This is a genomic window from Muricauda brasiliensis (genome assembly GCF_003057865.1).
GTDB lineage: Bacteria > Bacteroidota > Bacteroidia > Flavobacteriales > Flavobacteriaceae > Flagellimonas > Flagellimonas chongwuensis.
In genome coordinates this window covers 515729-539140 of record NZ_QBTW01000011.1, presented here as the reverse complement: position 1 = coordinate 539140, position 23412 = coordinate 515729, and the positions used below count along the sequence as shown (strand labels likewise).

The following is a 23412-nucleotide window of genomic DNA, read 5'->3' as shown; positions in this document are numbered from 1 at the left end:
AGAGAATTAAAGATATGTACGGAAAAATAAAAGAACATTTGGCCAACGAATTGAAAGATATTGAAGAAGCTGGCCTATTTAAAAAAGAGCGAATCATTACATCTCCACAAGGGGCGGTGATAAAAATATCTACAGGTGAGGAAGTCATCAATTTTTGTGCGAACAACTATTTGGGGCTCTCCTCGCATCCAGATGTGATTCAGGCCGCAAAGGATGCCATGGACACCCACGGATTTGGAATGTCTTCGGTACGGTTTATTTGCGGGACGCAGGACATCCATAAAGAACTGGAACAGAAGATTGCGGATTTCTACGGAACGGAGGACACCATATTATATGCTGCTGCTTTTGATGCCAACGGAGGAGTTTTTGAACCTCTGCTCACCGCAGAAGATGCTATAATATCCGATTCACTGAACCACGCCTCCATTATTGATGGTGTGCGTTTGTGCAAGGCTAAGCGTTACCGTTATGCCAACAACGATATGGCCGACTTGGAGAAAAGCCTTAAGCAAAGTGTTGCCGATGGTGCACGCTTTAAAATTATCGTTACAGACGGTGTATTCTCGATGGATGGTCTCGTGGCTCCTCTGGATAAAATATGTGACCTAGCGGATAAGTACGATGCTATGGTTATGATAGATGAATGCCATGCCGCAGGTTTTATTGGTGAAACAGGCCGTGGTACGTTGGAAGAAAAAGGGGTAATGGACCGTATCGATATCATAACAGGAACTTTAGGCAAAGCTTTGGGCGGTGCCATGGGCGGTTATACTACAGGTAAAAAGGAAATCATAGAACTCCTACGTCAACGCTCCAGACCTTATTTGTTCTCCAACTCCTTGGCACCTGCAATCGTTGGAGCATCGATTAAAGTTTTCGAAATGTTGGATACCGATACCTCTTTGCGCGACAAGTTGCAGAGCAATACGGAATATTTCAAAAAAGGCATGAAAGAAGCTGGCTTTGATATCATTGATGGCGATTCGGCGATCGTTCCAGTAATGTTGTACGATGCCAAGCTATCGCAAAATATGGCAGATATGCTATTAAAAGAGGGTATCTATGTAATCGGCTTCTTTTATCCCGTTGTCCCAAAAGACAAGGCCAGGATAAGGGTGCAGCTCTCCGCAGCCCATGAAAAAGAGCATTTGGACCATGCTATTAATGCCTTTATAAAGGTAGGAAAGTCGTTAAAGGTCATCTAAATTCGACGAAATGCAACAATTCTGACAGCAAATGAGTCAAAAAAAAAGAAATTTAGATTTTGTTAATAAGTCTTAACAACTTACATTTGCTGCTGATAAACACTTAAACTTAAAATTTTGAGCATGAAACATCTTAGCAAATTATTGGTTGTTGCTCTTGTATTTGTAGGGATCAACAGCATACAAGCGCAAGACGAAAATAATCCCTGGCAAGTTAGCATTGGGGTGAATGCGATAGACACTTATCCTACTAACGACGAGAACAATCCTTTTTCCAGTACAACATTGTTCGATGAGTACTTTAATGTATCCGATCACTGGAACATTTTGCCTTCCGTTTCTTATGTAGCCGTTTCCAAGTATGTTGGTGATGGTTTCTCTGTTGGAGCAAGAGGTTCCTTGAACAGAATTGAAAAGTTAGGAGATTTTGAAGTTGATGATCTATCTCACTATGCTATTGATGGTACAATTAAGTACAACTTTCTAAAAAACACTACTATCGATCCTTTCGTAGAAATTGGTGGTGGTTATACTTGGGTTGACGAAATCGGTGCCGGTACAGTAAATGGTGGTGTTGGTCTTAACTTTTGGTTCTCTGATAACCTTGGTTTGACACTTCAAACACAATACAAGCACGCTTTCGAAGATTACTTGGTTAAGCATTTCCAACACATGGCTGGTATCAGCATCAAATTTGGTGGAACTGATACAGACGGTGATGGTATCTACGACAAAGATGATGCTTGTCCAGAAGTTGCTGGTCTAGCTGCTTTCAACGGATGTCCTGATTCTGACGGTGACGGTATTGAAGATTCTAAAGATGCTTGTCCTAACGAAGCTGGTTCCAAAGAAATGAACGGATGTCCTGATTCTGATGGTGACGGTGTTGCCGATAAAGATGATGCTTGTCCTAATGAAGCTGGTCTTCCTGCACTAGCTGGTTGTCCAGATGCTGACGGCGACGGTGTTGCTGATAAAGATGACGAATGTCCTAACGAAGCTGGTCCTTCTGCAAACAACGGATGCCCTTGGCCTGATACTGATGGCGATGGTGTTCTTGACAAAGACGACCAATGTCCAGAAGTTGCTGGTACAGTAGCTAACAAAGGATGTCCAGAAGTAACTGAAGAAGTTCAAAAACAATTGAACGACTACGCTAGAACTATCTTGTTCGATACTGGTAAATCTTCTATCAAAGCAGAATCTACTTCTGTAATGGTTGACATTATCCAAATCTTGAACGAGTACCCAACTGCTAAATTTACAGTTGAAGGTCACACTGATAGTGTAGGTAGCGACAAATTGAACCAGAAACTTTCTGAAGAAAGAGCTAACTCTGTTAGAGATTTCTTAATCGACAAAGGAATCGATTCTTCTAGATTGAGTGCAATTGGTTACGGTGAAGAAAAACCAATCGCTACTAACAATACAAGAGCTGGTAGAGCACAAAACAGACGAGTTGAAATCAACTTGGTAAAATAATTAGAAACAAAGTTTTCTAGAAAAAGGCTCCGCAAATGCGGGGCCTTTTTTATTTTTAATCCATGCATAACACCTTCCTTGAACATGTGCTGGATGACCTTGCCCAAAAACAGTTGGATATAACCAAATGCACCTATGTACTTCCCAGTAAAAGGTCGGGCACTTTTTTAAAAAAACACATCTCCGCCAAATTGGAGAAAAACGTATTTAGTCCTCAGGTTCTATCCATTCAAGAATTCATCGGAAACCTTTCCGATATGGAGCAAGCAGCGAACATTGATTTGTTGCTCCTTCTTTTTAGGGTTTACAAACAATCTCAAATAGACCAACCGGATGACTTTGCATCATTTATAAACTGGGGTCAAACACTTTTGCAGGATTTCAACGAAATAGACGGTTATCTAATTCCGGCTGCCGACATTCTAAATTACTTGTCCGCCATTAAAGAAATCAACCATTGGTCGGCCAGCAAAGAAAAAACGGAACTGGTAGAGAACTATCTTCAACTTTGGAAGAACCTAGAAACCATCTATAATAATTTTTATGAAGCACTACTTGAACAAAAACGGGGCTATCAGGGACTAATACAACGGGAAGCTGTTAAGGAAATTCAAAGCGGAACTAATCCAAAAGTCGATGGTAACCCCATTATATTTATTGGTTTCAATGCACTAAATGCCGCAGAATCGACCATTATTCAACATTATCTGGAACAAGGTAATTCATACATCTATTGGGATATCGATTTCTATTTTTTGGAAGACCCCATACATGATGCCGGCTTGTTCGTCAGGGATTATCAATACAATTGGCCATACTACAAGCACGGACATAAAATAGAGCCCCAGAACAACTTTCTTAAACGGAAGAACATCCAAATAGTTGGCGTTCCAAAAAACATCTCACAAACTAAATATGTGGGGCAGTTGTTACAAACCATCGAAGCAGACAGCACAATTGATTTGGGCAAAACTGCTCTCGTCCTCGCGGATGAAACTTTACTGAACCCGATGCTCAATGCTGTTCCCAGCACCATTCCCGAAGTTAACATCACCATGGGAATGCCATTGAACAAAACTGTGCTCTATTCATTTTTCACCACCTTTTTGGAGTTACATCTAAATGTTTCTGACCGCGGATGGTTCTATAAACGGGTAATGGAATTTACCTCCAATCCCTATACACTGACACTCTCGACCGAAGAGCAAGGAAGCTTTGCACAACACTTATCCAAAGGCATCAAAGAACACAATATACTGTACATTAATGCCTTAACAATCGAGAAATATCCAAAGGCAAAAGAATTATTATCCATCATTTTTCCGGAAAAAACCATGACCCCAATGGATTGGATAAGCAATTGTTTGGAATTGATAGAACGTCTGAAGATTATCTATCAAGAAGAAAAAAATGCGCTGGAACTTGAATATCTATATCGGTTTTATGCCCTCTTCAACCAGTTGGGACAATATTTGGACAAGGTGGAATTTATGGGGGAACTCAAATCCATCAAAAATCTATTTAAACAATTGGCCAATATGGAAAGCTTGGATTTTATTGGCCAGCCATTGACTGGATTTCAAATTATGGGAATGTTGGAGAGTCGGAACCTAGATTTTGAAACCGTTATCATAACATCGATCAACGAGGGCATTCTCCCTTCGGGAAAATCCAACAATTCCTTTATCCCTTTTGATGTAAAACGTGATTATGGTCTCCCCACATACAAAGAGAAGGACGCCATTTACGTGTATCACTTTTATAGGTTGATACAGCGCGCCAAGAACGTTTATATTACATACAACACCGAACCAGATGTTTTGGAAGGTGGAGAAAAAAGCCGATTGATCACACAATTGCTGACAGATAAAAATCTAAAACAGCATATATCCCACACCATTGCAACGCCCAAAATTTCCATAGAACCCAAGCAACTCATCCAAATTGAGAAAGATGGACAATTTATGGAAGACTTAAAGGCTTTTGCCCTTAGCGGATTTTCTCCCACATCTTTAACCAATTACATAAGAAACCCGATTGATTTTTACACCAGAAACCTACTTAAAATCAATGATTTGGAAGAGGTAGAGGAAAATATTGCCGCCAATACCTTCGGGACAATTATTCATGATAGTTTGGAGCAGCTTTATACCCCGCTCGTCAATCAAATATTGACGGAAACAAACATCCGGTCCCTAAAAAAGCAAGTACCCGAGGTTGTGCAACATCACTTTACCAAGAACCTATCCGGGGTGGATGTTTCAAAAGGTAAGTTTCTGCTGGTCTACAATGTCATCCTAAAATACCTCCACAATTTCCTGGACGATGAACTCCGACATCTCAAACGTCACGAAATAAAAATATTGGCGCTCGAAGAGCGCTATGAAGAATTTATTTCGGTGCCAGGGATTGATTTTACCATCAAACTAAAGGGAACCTTGGACCGTGTCGATGAATTTGACGGCACAGTGCGCATCATAGATTACAAAACGGGAAAAGTGGAAGCCAAAAACGTGAAAATAACGGATTGGGAAACGCTCATCACGGATTACGACAAGAGCAAGGCGTTCCAATTGCTCTGCTACGCCTACCTGTATTCCAAAAAAAAACACGGCATAAGCGATGTACAGGCTGGAATTATTTCTTTTAAAAATTTAAGCAAAGGATTGTTCCCGTTTTCAGAGGACAAGGATAACCGAATACATTCGGATACCCTTGCAACCTTTGAAAATTATCTATTCCAATTGATACGTGAAATCTGCAATGCCGCAGTGCCCCTTACCGAAAAACTAGATTGATTATTTTAAATCGGGGCGAGTAGGGCGTACTTCTATTTTACTTGGCAAGGTACGTGGGTGCATGGTCAGCAAATCAACGACCAATTTACCGATGTCCTCTGGCTGTATTTTCCATGCATCTTTTTCCGATGGTTCGTGGTCGTTAAAGTGACTGGCAACGGAACCCGGCATAATGGTGGTCACCTTTATATTATACTGCCTTAAATCCAGCATAGCTGCCTGAGTAAAACCTACTACACCAAACTTAGTGGCGTTGTAACCTGCTGCCGTAGCAAAGAAATTGGTTCCAGCCAAACTGGCCAAGGTCATATAATAACCTTCAGATTTTTTCAAAGCGTCCACCGAGGCTTTAAGTGTGTGATACACTCCGTTCAAATTTGTATCGATCATTTGATGCCATTTCTCGTCCTCCAATTCATCGATTGGAGCAAAATGTCCAACGCCTGCATTGGCCATTACCACATCCAATTGCCCCCATGTATCCAGAATGGCGGCCACGGCTTTTTTCTCATCATCCAATTTGGACACATCGGATACCAATCCCAATACATTGTTCGGGTTGTTTAAGCCTTTTACAGCGGCATCTGCGCTTTCTCGACTCCGTCCGCTAATGGCAACCTTCATGCCATGCTCCAATAAGCTTTCGGCAATTCCATATCCGATACCTTTGGTTCCTCCTGTGATGTATGCTACTTTTCCTTCTAGTTTCATGTTGATTTTGTTTTGAAGTAAAGTTCAAAAAAGCATGCGGCAAATACAAAAAATAGGTATTAAAAGGATGGTAAAGTTTGGTGCGAGAAAGGGGGTGTTACAAAATTATGATGTAAAATATGGTACATTTACGATTCCTGAAATAATTCATAAATAATACATGGGAAAAACTGGATTGATTATTTTTCTGGTGCTGTGCTTGAACCGTGTAATCGCACAGAATCAAAACGAGGTCACGCAGTTTAGCAGTGTCCTTAACCAATTCCTGAACGTTCGTGATTTTTGTATTTCCGAAGATGGGAACGAGGCCTTTTTCACCATCCAGAGTCCGTTACAGGATATCTCTCAAATCGTCTTTATTAAAAAAGAGCTTAACGGATGGACCGAGCCCGAACTTATGCCCTTTTCAACTTCATACATGGACTTGGAACCGTTTTTGTCCCACGATGGAAAGCGATTGTTCTTTGTTTCCGATAGGCCATTGAATGATTCGAGTAAGGAAAAAAAGGACTTTGACATCTGGTATGTGGAACGAAGCGGCCCTGAGAAAGATTGGTCAAGCCCTACGAATATCGGCACACCCGTAAATTCCGGCCTTAATGAGTTTTATCCCTCTATAAGCAACAACAACAACCTATACTTTACCTTGGAATCGCCCGACGGACTTGGAAAGGACGACATTTACATTTCCCGCTGGGAAAATGGCTCATATTCAACCCCACAATTATTGGATGAAAACATCAATACTTCCGGATATGAATTCAATGCCTTTATCTCCAAGAATGAAGATTTTATTCTTTTTTCAAGATATAACGAAGATGACGGTTTAGGCAGTGGAGATCTATACATTTCTTTAAAAAATGAAAAGGGCGACTGGCAAAAAGCAAAGAACATTGGAGCTCCCATCAACACAAAGTATATGGAGTATTGCCCCTTCTACGATGAGACTAACCAGACGCTCTATTTCACCAGCCGCCGAAACAATTTGTCCCCAAAGCCATTTGATTCTGTGTCGGATTTCCAAGAATACATCAACCAAAGCAATAATGGCTTAAGCAAAATTTATAAGACTCATTTTGAAATTAACGGACTTGAATAAAAAATAGAAGTATCAATAGCCATATAGAAGAACATATCGCTCCCGATATTCCCGAACCCCAGCGGCTACAGGAGTACGGAGTAGGTATTTTTAAAATGGCCCCTACCAAATCTGCACTTAAAAAAGCTTTAAAAAAAGGCTACATCACCGTAAACGGTTTCATTGCCTCGACCGCTACCATAATCAATGGTGGCGAACGTATTGTTTTGACCATTCCAGAAGATCCTACACCTAATAAACGACTCATATTCCCCCTCCAGGTGTTATATGAAGATGAACATTTGGCAGCCATCCACAAACCCGCGGGAATCGAAGTGAGCGGCAACAAGTTCAAGACCATCACCAACGCTTTACCGCAAAATCTTACACCCAGTTCGCTTCCCGATGCCACTACCCCTCAACCCGTACACCGATTGGATTATGCCACAACGGGCATTGTTTTGGTGGGCAAAACTCACAGCAGCATCCGAGCTTTAAACAACATGTTCGAGGACAAACTCATCTCTAAAACCTACTATGCCATGGCTATTGGCAAAATGAAGCCACGGGGAACCATAAACTCTGATATAGATGGAAAACTGTCACATTCCGATTACAAGGTTGTCGGGTCGGTTCCATCGAAGCGTTTCGGCACCCTAAACCTAGTAAAATTACATCCCAAAACAGGTAGAAGGCACCAATTGCGAAAGCATCTGTACAGTTTGGGCAATCCTATACTCGGAGACAAAGAATATGCTTTAGAGGGCCTAATTTTAAAAGGCAAAGGGTTGTACCTTCACGCCCACGCCCTGAATTTTGAGCATCCATTTACTAAAAAGAAAATCTGTATTACCGATGAGCTTCCGGAAAAATTTCATCGAATATTCAGAAAAAAAGCACCCCATTTATAAGGTGCTTTTCAATTTTCGTGGAGAATACCGGATTCGAACCGGTGACCTCTTGCCTGCCAGGCAAGCGCTCTAGCCAACTGAGCTAATCCCCCAAAGAGAGCGCAAAATAACTACTTTTTTTCGAAAGTATCAAAAATTGCGTCGCTTCCTTAATCTTTTTTAACGCTGAGTACCAATACCGGTATCTTAACGAAGAACTCCGACTTCTGAATCGTGTTCTTTTCCCATAGTTTTTTAAAGAATCCTCGTTTTCTGCGAAATACGCACAACATATCCGGGTGCTCTTTCTGGAAATACTCCGTTACCCCTAAATAGGTAGTGCCGTTCTCTGTAATGGTCAATTGTGAGCTCAAATCCATTAAAGCAGTGTTCACCTTAAGATCATCCTCGGTATAGCCCGGTCTTTTTACCAATAATAGGCTTACTTCAGACCTGAACTTGTTCTTGATAATGATTAATGGGTTCAGAATGCTACTTCGCTTCAATATACCGGAACCAAAAGCTGTCAATATCTTTTTGGCAGGTTTAAAAACGGTTCCTTTGGGAACTATAAGGGTGGGGATTTCCGTCTGTTTGATAATTCTTCCGGATGTATTCCCTAAATAAAGTTCTTCTTGGATGTCGTTACTTTTTGGGGCAATAATGATCAAGTCAATGCCAAGTTCCTTATTGATGCTTTTTAATCCATCGATGATATCACCATTGTATGTGGCCATTTTAATCTCTACCCCTTTGGTATCTACTTGGTCAATGACCTCCTTTAAATGTTCCTTGCTGCTTTTTGCCACCTTTTCTTCCACATTCGCCAAGCTACCAACAGCCGTGGTTACGTTAAATACGTCCATTACATAGACCTTTGCGCCGAATTCAGCGGCAAAATCAACGCCATATTGCAAGGTTTGAGAAGAATCTGGAGAAGTTCCAATAGGTACAAGTATGTTGTTCATGGTTTGGTTATTACGATTAAACCTTAAATTTACAATTAAATTGAAACGAATCAATGATAAGACGCGCAAAGATATCCGAAATCCCCGATATCTTGACCATAACCCAAGCCTGTGCCAAAAAAATGCAGGAGAACGGCATTTTTCAATGGAACGAGCACTATCCATCCAAAGAAGCATTCATAAAGGACATTGAACGCAATGAACTTTTTGTGATTGAGGAAAACCATGCCATCCAGGGCACCATCGTCATATCCACATTGATGGACGAGGAATACAAACCCATACAATGGCTGACTCCAAACGGAAACAGCACCTACATCCACCGCCTGTCAGTAGACCCTAAACTTCAAGGCAAGGGATTGGCCCAACAAATGATGGATTTTGCCGAAAACTATTCAAGAGATAACAACTTTATCTCAGTACGCTTGGACACCTTTTCCCAGAACAAAAGAAACCAATGTTTTTACGAACAAAGAGGGTATCAAAAACTTGGGGACATCTACTTTCCCAAACAAAGCAAGCATCCCTTTCATTGTTATGAATTAGTGCTGTAACTTGCCGCCGATTTGAGCACACAGGTAAATTTTAAGAGCATCAACCAATTGGCAATCCCCGCGACCATTTCGGGTATTGCCGAACCCTTACTGTCTATTACGGATACTGCCATTGTGGGCAATATTCCAGTGGACGGATTGGAATCATTGGCAGCGGCAGGAATCGTAGGTTCCTTTTTGTCCATGCTCATTTGGGTTCTCGGACAGACCCGTAGTGCCATTTCTGCTATCATATCACAATATTTGGGTGCCGGCAGGTTATCCGAAGTTAAAAATCTGCCTGCTCAGGCCATTTTTCTGAACATCTGTTTGAGCCTGGTAGTCCTGCTCACCACCATTTTTGTAATCGAAGAGATTTTTGCACTCTTCAATGCATCGGGCAAAATATTGGACTACTGTGTTTCCTATTACTCCATTCGAGTTTGGGGATTTCCGCTTACCCTATTCACTTTTGCCATTTTTGGGATTTTCCGTGGACTCCAGAACACCTTTTATCCCATGGTCATCGCCATGTTGGGGGCCGGGCTCAACATTCTGTTGGACTTTGTTTTGGTATATGGCATTGAGGGATTCATTCCCGCATTGTACTTGGAAGGTGCAGCATGGGCGAGTTTGATTGCCCAAGCCATTATGGCAATATTGGCCTTTATCCTACTTGTGAAAAAAACCGATATCAGCTTAAAATTGACCTTCCCGCTGAACAAGGAAATCAAAAGATTGATATTTATGAGCCTTAACCTTTTTGTAAGGACCTTGGCCCTGAATGCCGCTTTGATGCTGGCCGTTCGCGAAGCCACCACATTGGGGGACCGCTTCATCGGAGCGCACACTATCGCGGTCAACCTTTGGTTGTTCGCCGCTTTCTTTATTGATGGCTATGCAGCAGCGGGCAACAGTATGGGTGGTAAACTTTTGGGCGCTGCTGATTATGATGGTCTGTGGAAATTGGCCAAGACCATTTTCAAGTACGGAATGATTGTGAGTCTCTCCCTCATGTGTCTAGGATTTATTTTTTATCGGCCCATTGGACTACTTTTTTCCAAAGAAGAAATTGTACTCAATACCTTTTACAGCATATTTTACATTGTAATTCTAGGGCTGCCTATGAATACCTTGGCCTTTATTTTTGATGGGATTTTTAAAGGAATGGGAGAAATGAAATATTTGAGAAATGTACTCTTGGTCGCTACCTTTTTAGGGTTTATACCTTGCCTCTATTTAGGATTATACGCCGGTCTCGGCATACATGCCATTTGGATAGCTTTTGTCGTCTGGATGATGATTCGCGGATTCTCTCTGGTCTGGAAATTTAGAAGAAAGTTCAGACCCTTGGTGCAAAACCCTTAATTTAGTGCTCAAAGACATCTGATAATCTAATTTGATGACAACGGATAGAACCAACGGAAGTTTATATACCAAAATAGAAAACAGGATTGCCACGGTCGAATTCGGCCATCCGGCAAGCAACTCCTTTGTGTCCGAACTTTTGGCCAGACTAGCCAAGGAGTTTGACCAACTTGGTAAAAATGATGAAGTTTCCGTCATTGTTCTTAAATCAGAAGGAGAAAGAGCCTTTTGTGCAGGAGCTTCCTTTGATGAACTGGTGGCCGTTTCTAATTTAGAAGAAGGCAAACAGTTTTTCAGCGGTTTTGCCAATGTCATCAATGCTATGCGCAAATGTCCAAAACCGATTATTGGTCGGGTGCAAGGAAAGACTGTTGGTGGCGGGGTTGGATTGGCTTCGGCTTGCGATTATGTGCATGCTACCGAGGAAGCAGCCATCAAACTATCCGAGATTTCCATAGGCATAGGTCCGTTCGTCATCGCTCCCGCTGTAGAGCGTAAAATGGGAAAAGCTGCCCTTGCAGAGCTCACTTTATATCCCACAGAGTGGAAAAATGCGTATTGGGCCAAGGAACATGGACTCTATGCAAAGGTATACGATTCCATTTCCGAAATGGACAAGGAACTGGACATTCACTTGCAAAAAATGGCGACCTATAATCCCGAAGCCTTAGCTGAAATGAAAAAGGTCCTTTGGGAAGGAACCGAGCATTGGGACGACCTATTGTTGGAACGTGCCGAAGCATCTGGTAGATTGGCACTGTCATCCAACACTAAAAAAGCACTGGAAAAATTTAAAAAGTAGTAAACTACTCACATTATCTTTATATTGTAGAAGTTTTCTAGGCGTACATAACATTATTGATTTTATGTGCGATCCTGCCATAGTTTCGGAGTGGTATACTTAATAGCAAAAACTACTTCTACTTAAATTTCCATAACTGTTAATTGTCATTAGAAAAAATGCTTTAAAAGTTATAATAACATTTAATTATTCTTAGCAATCCAGCTAAAGTAGAATTGTTGTGTGCGTCTAGTTTATGAAAAAAAACTTCACCGATTTAAAAACAAAAAATGATTTAGCAGAGTTTCTTGACATTACAATTAAGCAGCTAGACTATAACGCCTATAACGAAGACAAAAAGTATAATAAGTTTCACGTACCAAAGAAAAATGGTAGCAAAAGGGAGATTTATGCTCCCATTCCATCTTTAAAAACAATCCAAAAAAAACTATCAAAAGAACTAACAAAACTATATCTCCCAAAAAAACATGTTCATAGCTACACGAGTAAGAAAGGCATTCGAACCAATGCTAAAATACATGTAAATCAACGTTTTGTTTTTAATATAGATCTTGAGAACTTCTTCCCTTCTATAAATTTTGGTAGAGTTTCTGGTGTTTTCAAAGCACCCCCATTTAATTTTAATAATGAAGTGGCATATATATTGGCCCAACTTTGTTGCCATCAAAACTCATTACCTCAAGGAAGTCCATGCTCTCCCGTCATATCAAATTTAATATGTAGAAGCCTTGATAATGATTTAAAACGTCTTGCAAAAAACAATAAATGTTTTTACTCTCGTTATGCAGATGATATTACTTTCTCTACAAGTCTTAGAAGGTTCCCTGATTCACTTTGCAAAATCGTCAAGCATGAAATTCAGATTGGAGAAAAGTTAAATGAAATTATCTGCAAAAACAGATTTAGTATTAATCCCAATAAATCCTCACTTAAAAGGCCTTACGAACATCAATATGTAACAGGTTTAACAGTAAACCAAAAAGTAAATGTTAAGCGTAAGTTTTTAAAGCAAGTTAGGGCTATGCTACATGCTTGGGAAACCTTTGGTCTAAGTAATGCAGCACAAGAGCATTTTAATAAGTATTCTGTTCGTCATAAGAGTAAAAAAGATGATTCACTTTTTATTAGAATAATTGAAGGGAAACTACTTTTTGTCGCTGACATAAGAGGAAAGAACGACCCTATATTTAAAAAGTTACTTGCTAAATTTAAGGTTCTAGCGCCTAAAGACACTCTAAAAAATTATCTAAGTTACCAAGGGGATAAAATATTGGTGTATACTGAGGGAAATACGGATTGGATGCATTTAAAGCATGCCCTTGAATCTTTCAACGTTATTAATAATTACCTTCAAGTCAATTCGGCCATCAAAATTTATGAGTATGATGAAACCCTTACAATAGGTGATAAAAAGCTAATGGAAATATTGAGAGGTCATCTTCTATCCGATAATACACGTCCGATTATTGGCGTTTTTGATTCTGACAACCCTCAAACTCTTGGAGAATTTAACCCTACAAGAAATAGGAAATACCTAAACTTTGATAATCGAGTTTTTACATTTTATTTACCTCAACCATTTCACAGAAAAACTGATAAAAACTGCATAGAACATTATTACAAAAATCACGATCTATGTATCAAAGATGAATATGGAAGAAGAATCTTTTTAAGCAATGAGTTTAATGATCAAAGCGGTGAACATATAGAGATGGAAAATGTCAGGTGTGACTTTGGACAAAAAAAACTAAGGATGACTGATGGTATAATTGATTCAAAAGTCTATGACTTGGAAGAAAGAAGTCTAGCATTATCAAAAAAGGACTTTGCTCGTAATATATTATCCAAACATGACAATTTTAAAAAAGTTAATATTGATAGCTTTAGGCTTATATTTGACAGAATTCAAGAAATAATTAAAGATATAGAGTCTATTAAAAATGAATGATTTGATTTTCCCCATATTGGCCCTTTTCGTAATCGTGGTATATGTGGTCAACAGAATACGAAGCAACCGACGTTACAAAAAGTAAATGAAGAACATTGCCCTGCCTAAAGGCAAAAAAGTCTATTTCGCGAGCGATAACCACCTCGGGGCTCCCACCCGCAAGGATAGTTTGCCTCGTGAGAAAAAGTTTGTGGCGTGGTTGGATTCCATAAAGCATGATGCTGCTGCCATTTTTTTAATGGGCGATCTTTTCGACTTTTGGTTTGAATACAAAACCGTAGTGCCAAAAGGCTTTACCCGCACCTTGGGAAAGCTGGCCGAACTATCGGACATGGGCATTCCCATTACCTATTTTGTGGGCAATCACGATCTTTGGATGAACGGTTATTTTGAAGAAGAGCTCAACATACCTGTCTACCACAAACCTCAGCAGTATCTTATCAACGATACTTCCTTTTTTATCGGCCATGGCGATGGATTGGGGCCACACGACAAGGGCTTCAAACGAATGAAAAAGGTGTTTACCAATCCCGTGGCCAAATGGCTTTTTAAATGGTTGCACCCCGATTTGGGAGTACGTTTGGGACAGCATTTGTCCGTGAACAACAAGGTTATTTCCGGAGATGCTGATGCTACTTTTTTGGGAGAGGACAAGGAATGGCTGATTTTATATGCCAAGCACAAGCTGGAGCAGCAGCACTATGACCATTTCATTTTTGGTCATCGACACCTTCCTATGGAAATCAAACTCAATGAAAAATCGACCTATACCAATTTAGGGGATTGGATTTCCTATTTTACTTATGCCGTTTTTGATGGTGAAAAATTGATTTTGGAAAAACTAGAAAATTAATCTTCCTTTTCGTGCTCTTCAATGTCTTTTTGAAGGTCCAATCGCCTGAAGCTCGGCGAAACAATAGCCGTTGTTCCCGCTGTCAATAATGTCATACATCCACCGAAAACTACTGCGCTAACCGTTCCCAATAATTTGGCCGCCAATCCACTTTCAAAGGCTCCCAACTCGTTGGAGGAACCCACAAACATGGAGTTCACTGATGCTACCCTGCCACGCATATTATCTGGCGTCTTTAATTGTAAAATAGTCTGCCGTATGATCATGGAAACACCATCCACAGCACCACTGAGGAACAAGGCAATCACCGATAGCCAAAACAATTCCGATAGCCCAAAAACAATGATGCAGACACCGAAGGCAAATACTGCCATCAACAATTTTTTGCCCGCATTTTTATGTAACGGAAATCTCGTAGAACCCAACATGGTAATGGATGCTCCTACCGCTGGAGCCGCCCGTAAAATCCCGAAACCTTCGGAGCCCACATGCAAAATGTCCTGGGCATAAACGGGCAATAGTGCTACGGCCCCACCAAAAAGTACGGCAATCATATCCAAGGTCAATGCCCCAAAAATGGCCTTGTTGCCAAAAACAAATTTGAGTCCATCCTTCAAACTTTGAAAAACGGGCTCTCCAATTTTTGGGTTCATAATAGGTTTTCTGGGAATCTGGAAAAGAAAAATCAACGCGAACAAAGAGAAACCGAAAATAACACACATGCTCCAATGCACCCCAATCCAGCTAATGGAAAAACCCGCCAGCGCCGGACCCAAAACCGAGGCCAATTGCCATGTGGAACTGCTCCACGTAGCGGCATTCGGATATATTTTTTTGGGAACGATCAAAGCAATCAATGAGAATATGGTCGGACCTAAAAACGAGCGCACAAATCCTCCCAAGAACACCAAGGCGTAAATGGAATACAATATGGTTTTGGATTCCCATGACTCTTCAAGCCCGGGCCAGCTCAACAAGAACAGTCCAAGACTTATTACAGAGAACCCGCCAATACAGGTAATCAATAGGTTTCGCTTTTCTTTTTGATCTACGATATGTCCGGCAAAAAGGGCCATGCTCACCGCTGGAATCACTTCCATCAATCCGATAATACCAAGCGAAAGTGGGTCCTTGGTCAAGGAATAGACTTGCCATTCAATCACTATAAACTGCATGGACCATGCAAATACCATGGCAAAGCGTACAATCAAAAATATGTTGAATTCCTTATAGCGAAGTGCTGCGTAGGGGTCCATAAATTGCTAGCGAATATCTCTTAGTTTTAGTTGAAGGCTCACCGTTCCGTTCCATTCATTTTCATCCAACGAAAATACGGCATCGAACGGTTTTATGCCCTTAACTACATCTAATTTATCGCCCAAATTAAAGCCAATGCCTCCAATGGGATTTGAACCGGGCTGATACAAACTACATTTTAAATGCTTCTCGCCTTCCCCCACGCCACGGGCATACCCTGTGTCCTTTAAACCTTCGGCCATAAAAATCGGGGTCATGTTCCTCGGGCCAAAAGGTGCAAATTGCTTCAAGATACGCATCAATTTAGGTGTAACTTGGTGCATGGAGATTTTGGCATCCACGGCAATTTCTGGCTGCAATAATTTGGGGTCTATGGTTTCTGAAACTACTTTTTCAAACTGTTTTTTAAAGGCTTCGTACTGCTCTTCCAGCAAGGTAAGTCCTGCCGCGTACATGTGTCCCCCGAACTGCTCCAGACAATCCGAACAGCCTTCGAGTGCATTGTAGATATCAAATCCTTTAACCGATCGGGCTGAAGCTGCCAATTTATTCCCGCTTTTGGTGAAGACCAAGGTAGGACGGTAGTATGTCTCAGTTAATCGCGATGCCACAATGCCTATCACACCTTTGTGCCAATTTTCGTTGTAGACCACAGAGGTAAACTTCTCCTCCTCTTTATTTTCTTGGATTTGCACCAAGGCTTCCTGTGTGATTTCTTGGTCCAAACTTCTCCGTTCTGTGTTGAACAGTTCAATTTCAGAAGCAAACTGTTGTGCTTGGGCAAAGTTGGTCTCGGTAAGTAAGTTTACGGCATGTTGTCCATGCTTCATGCGACCGGCAGCATTGATTCGTGGCGCAATGATAAATACTACATCGGTTATGGTAAGTTCTTTCTTTTTGGTCTGGTCGATTAGGGCTTTTATGCCAATTCTTGGATTTTCGTTGATGACCATTAAACCATAATAGGCGAGCACACGGTTTTCTCCCGTAATCGGAACGATATCCGCAGCAATGGCGGTAGCCACCAAATCCAGATAAAGTAAAATATCATCAATGGTTTTACCTCGTTTTGAAGCAAGGGCCTGTATCAGTTTAAAACCAACCCCGCAACCACAAAGTTCCTTGTACGGATATTCGCAATCTGCTTGTTTTGAGTCGAGAATCGCAACGGCCTCGGGCAGTTCTGTTCCTGGCCGATGGTGATCACAGACTATCACATCAATCCCTTTTTCCTTGGCGTATTTTATTTGGTCGATGGCTTTGATGCCACAATCCAGAGCAATCATGAGGCTGACATCGTTATCAGCAGCAAAATCAATTCCTTGAAACGAAATACCGTATCCCTCCAAATAACGATCGGGAATATAAGTTGCTACATTAGGATAAGTCTCCAAAAGGTATGAGCTCATCAAGGCTACCGAAGTGGTGCCGTCCACATCGTAATCTCCATACACCAAAATATTTTCTCCATTGGTTATGGCCTGCTCAATCCGGTCCACGGCTTTGTGCATGTCCTTCATCAAAAAAGGGTCGTGCAGATGGTTCAATTCCGGACGGAAGAATGCCTTTGCTTCATCGTAATTGGTTATCCCTCGCTGAATCAACAATTGGGCAATCAAATCATCTACCCCCAGAGCTTCAGCAAGTCGGTCAATGGATTCTTGTTCGGGTTTTGGCTTTACGGTCCAGCGCATGAATGGTCAATTTCAAGTTCATCAATAAAATTCAAGTTCAAATACGATTTCCATAGAATTTACATTCATTCATATTTCAAAACTTGATCTTGAGGTTGACCTAGTTCATAAATATAATTGATTTAACCGAATTTTGAACTTGAATCTTGGACTTGGACTTTTTGGGGAAAATCTATTTGTTGTTATAGATAATCTTGATCTCCAACTCGGCAAATTTTCTGAACATTTCCATAACGCCACAATACTTTTCCACCGAAAGGTCCACAGCTTTCTTAAGTTTGTCCTCGTTTAAGTTGGCACCGGTAAAGTGATACTCGATTACTACGGAATCATAATATTTGGGATGCTCATCGGTAAGGTTCGCAATGGTTTCTATCTTGAAGTCATCAACTTCCAGTTTCATTTTTTTGATGAGCGAAGCCACATCCAAACCGGAACAACCGGCCAATCCGGATAACATCAACGCCTTAGGGCGCAAACCGGCTCCGGAGCCCCCACTATCTTCTCCGGCATCGATTCGTATGGTATGTCCGGAAGGGTTATTGCTCTCAAAGGCCATTTCGCCCAACCATTTGGTAGTTATGTGATTTGTCATGACAATATAATTTTTGTTTCTTGCAGGGTTCAAAAATACGATATATAATCTCAAAAATGGCCTTAGTACAACCCTTGTCGCCCGAGCATGATGCAGAAACCAAAGAACTGGCCGAGTTCTTCAACGAAACCTTGGGGTTTTGTCCGAATTCGGTTCTTACCATGCAGCACAGGCCGGCCATATCCAAGGCTTTTATCAACCTAAACAAGGCAGTAATGGCCAATGAGGGCCGAGTGTCTTCAGCCTTAAAACGGATGATTGCCTGGGTAAGCAGTAATGCTACGGGCTGCCGTTATTGCCAAGCGCATGCGATTAGGGCCGCAGAACGTTATGGTGCCAAACAGGAACAATTGGACAACATTTGGGAATACCGTACACATAGTGCCTTTTCTGCGGCAGAAAAAGCGGCTCTCGATTTTGCTTTGGCCGCCTCACAAGTACCAAATACGGTTAATGCTGATATCAAAAAACAGCTTCATCAATACTGGAACGAGGGAGAAATTGTAGAAATGATGGGGGTCATCTCACTTTTTGGCTACCTCAACCGCTGGAACGATTCCATGGGAACAACCATTGAAGATGGTGCTATAGAAAGTGCGGAAAAATATTTGGGTGAAGTTGGGTGGCAAAAGGGAAAGCATGATGGGTCCAAATATTAAATAGATTCAATAATCCAGCGTACCGGAAACCTTTTCTCTCAAATCAGATAAAACTTCTTCCTCAAACCATGGGTTTTTGCTCAACCAAAACCGATTTCTTGGCGATGGATGCGGCAACACAAAATAATCGGGCAAATATTCCTGATAGTGCTTCACCGTTTCTGTTAAATTCCGCTTCATCGTATTGCCCAAATAGTAGTTTTGCGCATATTGACCGATCAAGATTATCAGTTTTAGGCTTGGCATTTGTTTTACCAGCGACTCGTGCCATAAAGGAGCACACTCGGATCGTGGTGGCAAATCCCCTGATTTTCCTTTGCCCGGATAACAAAATCCCATTGGAATCAAGGCAAAAAGTTGTTCATCATAAAATTGTTCATCCGTTACACCCAACCATTTTCTAAGCTGCCTTCCGCTAGAATCGTCCCACGGAACCCCCGTTTGGTGGACTTTGGTCCCGGGTGCCTGCCCAATAATCGCAATTTTTGATGCTGGATGGGCAGCAACAATGGGCCTGGGGCCTAGGGGTAAATGCTCCTTGCAATGGATGCAGTTCCGTATTTTGGATAGTAGTTGGTCCATCTGATGTGTTGGGTCGTAAAATTGTGTTGAAGTTAACAACTATTTCTTCCCACCAACTACAATCACAAATTCGCCTTTGGGCGACTTATTATTGAAATGTTCCAATACTTCAGCAACGGTTCCGCGAACGGTTTCCTCGTATAATTTGGTCAATTCTCTAGATACGGAAACAGGTCTGTCTTCCCCAAAATACTCAGCAAAATGCGTCAAGGTTTTAAGCAGCTTATGGGGCGATTCATAAAAAACCATGGTCCTAGTTTCTTCTGCAAGTTCCAAAAGTCGGGTCTGGCGGCCTTTTTTTACGGGCAAAAACCCTTCAAAAACAAATCGCTCATTGGGCAGTCCACTGTTCACTAGAGCAGGTACAAAGGCAGTTGCTCCAGGCAAACACTCCACTTCAATATCGTTTTCCACGCAAGCGCGTGTCAATAAAAATCCTGGGTCGGAAATTGCAGGGGTACCCGCATCAGAAATTAGGGCATAAGTAGACCCTTCTTTCATTTTTTGCACCAATCCTTCCACCTGTTTATGCTCGTTGTGCATATGGTGGCTTTGTAATGGGGTGTTGATATCAAAATGCTTGAGCAACTTGCCGCTGGTCCGAGTATCTTCCGCTAGAACAACATCTACCTCCTTTAATACCTTTATAGCACGAAGTGTCATGTCCTCAAGGTTTCCGATTGGCGTTGGAACTAGATATAGCTTTCCCATGAACCAAAGTTACGGTCTTAAAATCAAAATAAAATTGAAAAAATGGATTTATGCGAACCTACGTTCAATTAGGCCTATAAAGCGGGTTTCGTACTCTTCTTTACCTTCCCAGTTATTATACTCCGGCTTTACCATATTCTTTACAAAGGCGATGGAGCGTTCCTCGGTATCAATGGTGTTAAGTTGGGAGAGTACCCTTGTATAGTCTTCCATGTTATTGTTGAACAAATGCTTTACGAATGCAAGCTTATCGTTGAGGCCCACCTGAAAATCTTTGGCTAACCGATCATTCAATGATTTTGGCTTAATTGATTTTGAAGGTACTCCCACATTCTCATTGGGCGTTACCTCATCTTTGTCGTTCTTCATCAAATTGGGTTTTGCCACGAACTCGGCAAACACCTTTTCCAAATCCATATTGGAGGGCATTTCGGAAACAATATTCTTAATCGTGTCCATAGAAGGTGTATTGATAATATCCTCTTGGTGCGGATTGCTCTCCGGAACGGATGTGTTTCCACTTAAAACGGCATTGGCCATTTTCTCGAACCTTGAGGCTATCACGTTTTGGGACACATCTACCTCAACATCGTTCAGTTTTTCATCTATGAATTTTAATACGGCCAACTTTTCATAAATCTTTCTGGATTTTTCGTACAATGCCGCAAGATCGGTGTCCTCACGTGCAGTGATTATCTCAGTGGACAACTTGATCAACTCTTCCCTCAATTTCCGTATCATAGCTTTTCTTCTTTACTATAAAAATATAACGATTTTGCAAATACCCTATCAACAAAAGGTTAAAATCTTATTGAAAACAGGGGTGCATTTTTTTAGTAGCTTTGTGGTCGTCCCAATATAACGGGAAAACAAACAATTTCTTTCAAAAATACGGTATGTTTCTCGAAAACACAGTCAACCCTAAGGAACAGTTTGGATGGATCGAGGTGATTTGCGGTTCCATGTTTTCCGGAAAGACCGAAGAACTGATCCGACGGCTTAAGCGCGCCCAATTCGCCAAGCAAAAAGTGGAGATTTTTAAGCCCATTGTGGATACCCGCTACCATGAAGAGATGGTAGTCTCACACGATTCCAACGAAATTAGGTCCACTCCCGTTCCGGCTGCTGCCAATATTCGCCTTTTGGCGGACGATTGTGATGTAATCGGCATTGACGAAGCCCAGTTTTTTGATGATGAGATCGTAACCGTTTGCAACGATTTGGCCAATAGGGGCATTCGCGTGGTAGTTGCGGGACTCGACATGGATTTTAAGGGCAATCCTTTTGGCCCCATGCCAGCCTTGATGGCCACAGCGGAATACGTGACCAAAGTACACGCCGTGTGCACACGCACCGGAAACTTAGCTAACTACAGTTTCAGAAAATCCCTCAACGATAATTTGGTGCTGCTCGGTGAGACTGAAGAGTACGAACCCTTGAGCCGTGCCGCATTTTACAAGGCCATGTTACGTGAAAAAATTAAGGGAATTGATGTGAACTCGGAAGAAGTCACCTCTAAAAAAGACAAAACCAATGGGTAAGGTCGGGGAAACCACGTTGATCCTGGACCTAGATTCCTTGGAACACAATTACAATTACTTGCGGGCCAAAATTAAACCGGAAACCAAGTTTTTAGGGGTAGTAAAAGCTTTTGCCTATGGCAGCGATATGGTTACCATTGCCCAAAAACTGGAACAATTGGGCGCCGATTATTTGGCGGTCGCTTATGTTAGTGAAGGAGTTCTGTTGCGAAAAGCAGGCATTAAAACCCCTATTTTGGTTCTACACCCCTTGGCTTCCAATTTTGATGATTTGATGGCCTACCGTTTGGAACCCAGCATTTATTCCAGAAATATCCTGAACCAATTTCTTGAGGCTGCCAAAGTCCAGAAACAAAAAAACTATCCCATCCACATTAAATTTAACACAGGATTGAACCGTTTGGGCTTTTCCGAAAATGATGTGGAATTTATTGCCAAGGAAACGTTGCAAAATGGATGTATCAAAATAGTTTCCGCGTTTTCACATTTGGCCGCATCCGAAGATAAAAATGAACGGGACTTCAGCCTGAAGCAAATCGAATCCTTCAAAAAGTTGAGCAGTGCACTTAAGGATAGCTTAGGGTATGCCCCTATGAGGCACATGTTGAACACTTCCGGCATTATCAATTATCCAGAGGCACAGTTCGAGATGGTCCGCAGCGGAATAGGAATGTACGGCTATGGCAATCACGCTGAAATAGATGCACAATTGAAACCTGTGGCAACCTTAAAGACGATAATTTCTCAAATCCATCACATAGAACCCAACGAATCCGTGGGGTACAATAGAGCATTTAAATCCAGGCGACCTATTAAAAGTGCAACGCTACCTATCGGGCATGCCGATGGTATTGGCAGACAGTACGGAAAAGGAAAAGGCTTTGTAACCATCAACAACCACAAAGCGCCTATTTTGGGAAATGTTTGTATGGATATGATCATGGTTGATGTTACCGGAATTGATTGTAAAGAAGGTGACGAAGCAACCGTATTTGGGACGGAGAAATCCGCAGAAAAATTCGCATTAGGTGCTGGCACCATTTCATACGAGATTCTCACGGCCATATCACAACGTGTAAAAAGAGTGGTCACCGGCGCTTGATATTCCTTTTTTTACTTAACTTGTCTTTGATTAACCAATACTCAACTGTAAAATGGGATTTTTAAAAGAATTTAAAGAGTTTGCCATGAAAGGAAACCTGGTGGATATCGCCGTAGGTTTCGTTATGGGTGCTGCATTCAAAGAAGTAGTATCTTCATTCACGGGCGGAATTGTTTCCCCCTTGATCGGATTACTTTTCAAAGCAGATTTTAACGATTTGAAATATGTAATTACCGAAGGAACTCCGAATGAGGCTGGAGAAATTGTTGGAGAAATTGCCGTACTCTACGGTGCTTTCCTGACCAATGTTATTGATTTCATCATCGTAGCATTTGTTATGTTCCTTATTGTAAAGGCTGTAAACCGAATGAAGAAAAAAGAAGAGCCTGCTCCAGAAGCTCCAAAAGGCCCAACACAAGAGGAATTGTTGGCCGAGATTCGCGACCTGTTGAAAAAACAATAAGCGTACCGGTAATTTTCGGTGCGACCGCTACATCACAATAACCTTTAAAAACCATCAATGTGTTTCGCTAACATGTTGATGGTTGTTTTATTTGTAACATTTTGTTATTTTTTATTAATTGATAGCGAAAAAGCTTGTTTAACTCGCTGACTGAAGTACCTTTGCAACA

General features: G+C 41.4%; 22 protein-coding genes and 1 tRNA gene. 14 read left to right on the top strand and 9 right to left on the bottom strand.

Annotated features, from left to right (window positions below):
• Window positions 1-14 precede the first annotated feature (14 nt).
• The 3 genes from kbl (at window position 15) to DCK90_RS08330 (ending at window position 5488) form a co-directional block, all read left to right on the top strand.
• Window positions 15-1208: a glycine C-acetyltransferase gene (kbl, locus tag DCK90_RS08340; RefSeq protein WP_108245720.1), complete on the top strand. Its 1194-nt coding sequence runs from the start codon at window positions 15-17 to the stop codon at window positions 1206-1208.
• 123 nt (window positions 1209-1331) lie between these two features.
• On the top strand, window positions 1332-2690 hold the full coding sequence (locus DCK90_RS08335) for an OmpA family protein (RefSeq protein ID WP_108245719.1): 1359 nt from the start codon (window positions 1332-1334) through the stop codon (window positions 2688-2690).
• Between the two features lie 62 nt (window positions 2691-2752).
• Complete coding sequence (locus DCK90_RS08330) at window positions 2753-5488, top strand: PD-(D/E)XK nuclease family protein (RefSeq protein WP_108245718.1); 2736 nt, start codon at window positions 2753-2755, stop codon at window positions 5486-5488.
• Here the strand turns inward: DCK90_RS08330 and DCK90_RS08325 are convergent, their stop codons facing one another.
• The gene (locus DCK90_RS08325; RefSeq protein ID WP_108245717.1) at window positions 5489-6199 is read right to left on the bottom strand and encodes an SDR family oxidoreductase; all 711 of its coding nucleotides are present in this window, start codon (window positions 6197-6199) and stop codon (window positions 5489-5491) included.
• Window positions 6200-6359: 160 nt separating this feature from the next.
• Here DCK90_RS08325 and DCK90_RS08320 point away from each other — a divergent pair, with 160 nt between their 5' ends.
• Together DCK90_RS08320 and DCK90_RS08315 are read left to right on the top strand one after the other, a co-directional pair.
• Window positions 6360-7298, top strand: a complete 939-nt coding sequence (locus DCK90_RS08320) for a TolB family protein (protein WP_108245716.1) — start codon at window positions 6360-6362, stop codon at window positions 7296-7298.
• 95 nt (window positions 7299-7393) lie between these two features.
• On the top strand, window positions 7394-8188 hold the full coding sequence (locus DCK90_RS08315) for an RluA family pseudouridine synthase (RefSeq protein WP_108245715.1): 795 nt from the start codon (window positions 7394-7396) through the stop codon (window positions 8186-8188).
• Window positions 8189-8206: 18 nt separating this feature from the next.
• Here DCK90_RS08315 and DCK90_RS08310 read toward each other — a convergent pair.
• Both DCK90_RS08310 and DCK90_RS08305 read right to left on the bottom strand, forming a co-directional pair.
• Window positions 8207-8280 (bottom strand) — tRNA-Ala (locus tag DCK90_RS08310).
• Window positions 8281-8337: 57 nt separating this feature from the next.
• Window positions 8338-9135 (bottom strand): universal stress protein, encoded by a 798-nt coding sequence (locus tag DCK90_RS08305; RefSeq protein ID WP_108245942.1) that lies wholly within the window; start codon window positions 9133-9135, stop codon window positions 8338-8340.
• 53 nt (window positions 9136-9188) lie between these two features.
• Here DCK90_RS08305 and DCK90_RS08300 point away from each other — a divergent pair, with 53 nt between their 5' ends.
• From DCK90_RS08300 to DCK90_RS08280, 5 genes are all read left to right on the top strand, one after another.
• Window positions 9189-9689 carry a GNAT family N-acetyltransferase gene (locus DCK90_RS08300; RefSeq protein ID WP_108245714.1) on the top strand — a complete coding sequence of 167 codons (501 nt, stop codon included), beginning with the start codon at window positions 9189-9191 and terminating at the stop codon, window positions 9687-9689.
• A 12-nt stretch (window positions 9690-9701) separates the two neighbouring features.
• Entirely contained in the window at window positions 9702-11036 is a 1335-nt protein-coding gene (locus DCK90_RS08295; RefSeq protein ID WP_108245713.1) for an MATE family efflux transporter, read from the top strand.
• A gap of 34 nt (window positions 11037-11070) precedes the next feature.
• Entirely contained in the window at window positions 11071-11838 is a 768-nt protein-coding gene (locus DCK90_RS08290) for an enoyl-CoA hydratase/isomerase family protein (protein WP_108245712.1), read from the top strand.
• Window positions 11839-12073: 235 nt separating this feature from the next.
• Window positions 12074-13786, top strand: coding sequence for a reverse transcriptase domain-containing protein (locus DCK90_RS08285; protein ID WP_108245711.1), 1713 nt, complete (start codon window positions 12074-12076; stop codon window positions 13784-13786).
• 85 nt (window positions 13787-13871) lie between these two features.
• Window positions 13872-14639: a UDP-2,3-diacylglucosamine diphosphatase gene (locus tag DCK90_RS08280; RefSeq protein ID WP_108245710.1), complete on the top strand. Its 768-nt coding sequence runs from the start codon at window positions 13872-13874 to the stop codon at window positions 14637-14639.
• Here the strand turns inward: DCK90_RS08280 and DCK90_RS08275 are convergent.
• The 3 genes from DCK90_RS08275 to DCK90_RS08265 form a co-directional block, all read right to left on the bottom strand.
• The gene (locus tag DCK90_RS08275) at window positions 14636-15895 is read right to left on the bottom strand and encodes an MFS transporter (RefSeq protein WP_108245709.1); all 1260 of its coding nucleotides are present in this window, start codon (window positions 15893-15895) and stop codon (window positions 14636-14638) included. The genes DCK90_RS08280 and DCK90_RS08275 overlap by 4 nt on opposite strands.
• A 6-nt stretch (window positions 15896-15901) precedes the next feature.
• A complete protein-coding gene (recJ, locus tag DCK90_RS08270) occupies window positions 15902-17590 on the bottom strand; it encodes a single-stranded-DNA-specific exonuclease RecJ (RefSeq protein WP_108245708.1) in 1689 nt (562 codons plus the stop codon).
• Between the two features lie 172 nt (window positions 17591-17762).
• Window positions 17763-18185 carry an OsmC family protein gene (locus DCK90_RS08265; RefSeq protein WP_108245941.1) on the bottom strand — a complete coding sequence of 141 codons (423 nt, stop codon included), beginning with the start codon at window positions 18183-18185 and terminating at the stop codon, window positions 17763-17765.
• Window positions 18186-18241: 56 nt separating this feature from the next.
• On the opposite strand from DCK90_RS08265, the gene DCK90_RS08260 reads away from it, so the two are divergent.
• Complete coding sequence (locus DCK90_RS08260; RefSeq protein WP_108245707.1) at window positions 18242-18844, top strand: carboxymuconolactone decarboxylase family protein; 603 nt, start codon at window positions 18242-18244, stop codon at window positions 18842-18844.
• A 6-nt stretch (window positions 18845-18850) separates the two neighbouring features.
• On the opposite strand, the gene DCK90_RS08255 is transcribed toward DCK90_RS08260, so the two are convergent.
• The 3 genes from DCK90_RS08255 to DCK90_RS08245 are packed head-to-tail and all read right to left on the bottom strand — an operon-like array spanning window position 18851 to window position 20878.
• Window positions 18851-19426, bottom strand: coding sequence for a uracil-DNA glycosylase family protein (locus tag DCK90_RS08255; protein WP_108245706.1), 576 nt, complete (start codon window positions 19424-19426; stop codon window positions 18851-18853).
• Between the two features lie 39 nt (window positions 19427-19465).
• On the bottom strand, window positions 19466-20137 hold the full coding sequence (gene rsmI, locus DCK90_RS08250; RefSeq protein WP_108245705.1) for a 16S rRNA (cytidine(1402)-2'-O)-methyltransferase: 672 nt from the start codon (window positions 20135-20137) through the stop codon (window positions 19466-19468).
• A 48-nt stretch (window positions 20138-20185) separates the two neighbouring features.
• The gene (locus DCK90_RS08245) at window positions 20186-20878 is read right to left on the bottom strand and encodes a hypothetical protein (protein WP_108245704.1); all 693 of its coding nucleotides are present in this window, start codon (window positions 20876-20878) and stop codon (window positions 20186-20188) included.
• A gap of 155 nt (window positions 20879-21033) precedes the next feature.
• Between DCK90_RS08245 and DCK90_RS08240 the strand changes: the two genes are divergently transcribed.
• The 3 genes from DCK90_RS08240 to mscL are packed head-to-tail and all read left to right on the top strand — an operon-like array spanning window position 21034 to window position 23243.
• Window positions 21034-21678 (top strand): thymidine kinase, encoded by a 645-nt coding sequence (locus DCK90_RS08240; protein WP_108245703.1) that lies wholly within the window; start codon window positions 21034-21036, stop codon window positions 21676-21678.
• Window positions 21671-22780, top strand: coding sequence for an alanine racemase (alr, locus tag DCK90_RS08235; RefSeq protein ID WP_108245702.1), 1110 nt, complete (start codon window positions 21671-21673; stop codon window positions 22778-22780). Before DCK90_RS08240 ends, alr begins: the two co-directional genes overlap by 8 nt.
• A 52-nt stretch (window positions 22781-22832) precedes the next feature.
• Entirely contained in the window at window positions 22833-23243 is a 411-nt protein-coding gene (gene mscL / locus DCK90_RS08230; protein ID WP_108245701.1) for a large-conductance mechanosensitive channel protein MscL, read from the top strand.
• Window positions 23244-23412 lie beyond the last annotated feature (169 nt).